Raw genomic sequence first — 2,526 nt, 5'->3', positions numbered from 1 at the left:
GGGCGGCACCCGCCGCCGCACCGCCTCGACGTCGGCGGTCAGGCGCACCCGCACCGTGTGGGCGTACCCCGCCCGCGTCACCGCGCGCCGCACGTGCTCGACGGCGTCGGGCGCCGGTCGCGGAGTGAAGCGGAAGGTCGAGGCCCGCACCCCCGCCATCCGGTCGAGGCGGAAGGTGCGCCAGTCCTCCCTTCGCCCGTCCCAGGCGAGCAGGTACCAGCGGCGGCCGGTCGCGACGAGGCGGTAGGGCTCGACGTCGCGCTCGGTGACGTCTCCGGTGCGGCCGGTGTAGCCGAAGCGGGCCCGCACGTGGTCGCGGATCGCGTGCGCGAGGACGACGAGCACACCCGTGTCGACGTCGTCGGTCGCGCCGGGCAGCAGGGCGGTGGCGTCGGCGAGCGCCGCCACCTCGCCGCGCAGCCGCGGCGGCATCACCTGGTCGAGCTTGGTCAGGGCCCGCACTGCCGGTTCGCCGATCGCCGAGATCCCTTGTGCGCCAACGCGAAGCGCCACCGTCACGGCCACGACCTCGTCCTCCTCGAGGAGCAGCGGCGGCATCCGCCCGCCGCTGCCGAGCCGGTAGCCACCCCCGACCCCGGGCGTCGCCTCGACGGGATAGCCGAGCTCGCGCAGCCGCTCGACGTCGCGCCGCAGGGTGCGGGTGGTCACCCCAAGCAGCTCGACGAGCTCTGGCCCGGTCCACACCGACCGGGTCTCGAAGAGCCCCAGCAGGCGCAGCACGCGCTCGGTCGTCTCGGCCATGACCACCATCATCCTCGGATCGGTGACAGAAGGTGTCTGCAATCGGGTGGACGGTGGTCGCAGACGGAGGGCGACACCCTCCGCACCCGAGACAAGGAGCACGCCATGTACGCACCGGCCGTCCACGACGAGATCACCGGCTACGCCGAGTACGTCGACCAGCAGCTCGAGGCGATCCGCGCCAGCGCCCACGGCCTCACCGAGGAGCAGGCTCGCCTCACCCCCACCCGCTCGGCCCTGTCGATCGGCGGGATCGTCAAGCACACCTCGTACGTCATCGCGCCGCCGGAGGAGAAGCAGGGCCGGGTCGAGGAGGGCGGCGAGGTCAGCGCGGACGCGTACGCCGCCTTCATGGACACCTTCGCGCTGCGAGCGGACGAGACCCTGGCCGGCACGATCGAGGTCTTCGACCGACGCCGCGTGGCTGTCGTCGAGTGGATCCGCTCGATCGACCCGGCGGAGGAGATCACCGTCCCGCCGGCGCCCTGGTACGGCCTGATGAGTTCGTCGCAAGCGACGATGCGCTACTCCTTCGTGCACTTCGTCGAGGAGCTGGCGCGGCACGCGGGGCACGCGGGGCACGCCGACATCATCCGCGAGCAGATCGACGGCGCGACCTCGCTCGAGCTGCTCCTCGCCGACACGGGCCGACCGGCCACTCCCTTCGCCCAGCCGTGGTCGCCCAAGCAGCCGGCCACTGCATGATGGCCCGGTGAGGATCACCGGACTCGTCATCAGCACCCCCGACGTCGCCGCCGCCCAGCAGGCGTGGCGGCGACTCGGCCACGTCGACCGCGAGGTCGAGCTGCGCGAGGGCGAGGCGGGCCTGACCGCGGTCGTCCTCGGCGTCGAGGACGTCGCCGCGACCGAGCGGCTGCTCCAGCGGCGCGGTCTCGTCGGTGACGCCAGCGGCTTCGACGTCGGCGGGCTGACCTGGCGCCTGACCCCCTTCGTCGGGGGCGAAGGGAGCACCGACCTCGTCCTCGACCACGTCGTCGTGCGCACCGGTGACGCCGAGCGGGCCGCCGCCGACCTCGGCGCGCGCGTCGGCCTCGACCTGCGGCTGGACCGGCGCCTGACGGAGCACGGCTTCCGCGGGCTCTTCTTCCGGTGCGGCGACGCGGTCGTCGAGGTGGCCGCACCGATCGAGCCGACGGGCGACCCCGACAGCTTCGGCGGTTTGGCCTGGCGGTCCGCCAACATCGAGGCCACCCGCGAGCGCCTCCTCGCCGGCGGCGTCGAGGTCTCCGAGGTGCGCACCGGCCGCAAGCCCGGCACCCGGGTCGCGACCGTCCGCGACCGCGCCCTGGGCACCCCGACCCTGATCATCGAGCAGGGCTGACCGTCCCCCTTCGGGCGCGCCCGCCCGGGTGCAGACCGAGGGCATGGCCACGGACGCACGGCCCCTGCTCGCCGACCTCGACGCCCTCGTCGCCTCGCACCTGCCGGTCTACGAGGACCTCCACCGCCATCCCGAGCTGAGCTTCCAGGAGGAGCGCACCGCCGGCATCGTCGCCGACCGGCTGCACGATCTCGGCTGCGACATCCCGCGCGCGCTCGACGTGCCCTCCCTCTTCTGGATCTGGGGTGGCTTCGACCCGCAGACCTACCGCACGGCCGAGGCGGAGGGCACCCTCGCGCAGACGATCCCGGGCAACCACGCGAGCACCGTCGCCCCCGTCGCGGAGCCGACCCTGCGGACCGGCATGAGCGCGATGCCCGTCGCCCTCATGGCCTACCTGGCGAAGGGGGCCTGACCGGGGG

At 74.0% G+C, this 2,526-nt stretch carries 4 protein-coding genes; 3 read left to right on the top strand and 1 reads right to left on the bottom strand.

Annotated elements, in window-relative coordinates:
• Positions 1-762 (bottom strand): helix-turn-helix transcriptional regulator (locus tag JAN01S_RS16315; RefSeq protein WP_084360337.1); only part of this gene is annotated, 762 nt, incomplete at its 3' end.
• 105 nt (positions 763-867) lie between these two features.
• Here JAN01S_RS16315 and JAN01S_RS16310 point away from each other — a divergent pair.
• Genes JAN01S_RS16310 through JAN01S_RS16300 form a run of 3 tightly spaced genes read left to right on the top strand, consistent with a single transcriptional unit; the run spans position 868 to position 2,519 of the window.
• Positions 868-1,467, top strand: coding sequence for a mycothiol transferase (locus tag JAN01S_RS16310; protein WP_068319870.1), 600 nt, complete (start codon positions 868-870; stop codon positions 1,465-1,467).
• A gap of 7 nt (positions 1,468-1,474) precedes the next feature.
• Positions 1,475-2,104, top strand: a complete 630-nt coding sequence (locus tag JAN01S_RS16305) for a VOC family protein (protein ID WP_068319866.1) — start codon at positions 1,475-1,477, stop codon at positions 2,102-2,104.
• A 43-nt stretch (positions 2,105-2,147) separates the two neighbouring features.
• Entirely contained in the window at positions 2,148-2,519 is a 372-nt protein-coding gene (locus JAN01S_RS16300; protein ID WP_157075816.1) for a hypothetical protein, read from the top strand.
• The last annotated feature ends 7 nt before the right edge of the window (positions 2,520-2,526 follow it).

It is taken from the genome of Janibacter anophelis NBRC 107843 (genome assembly GCF_001570945.1).
Classification (GTDB): domain Bacteria; phylum Actinomycetota; class Actinomycetes; order Actinomycetales; family Dermatophilaceae; genus Janibacter; species Janibacter anophelis.
Note: the sequence above shows the minus strand (reverse complement) of the source record. Positions and strands in the feature narration are given on the sequence as shown.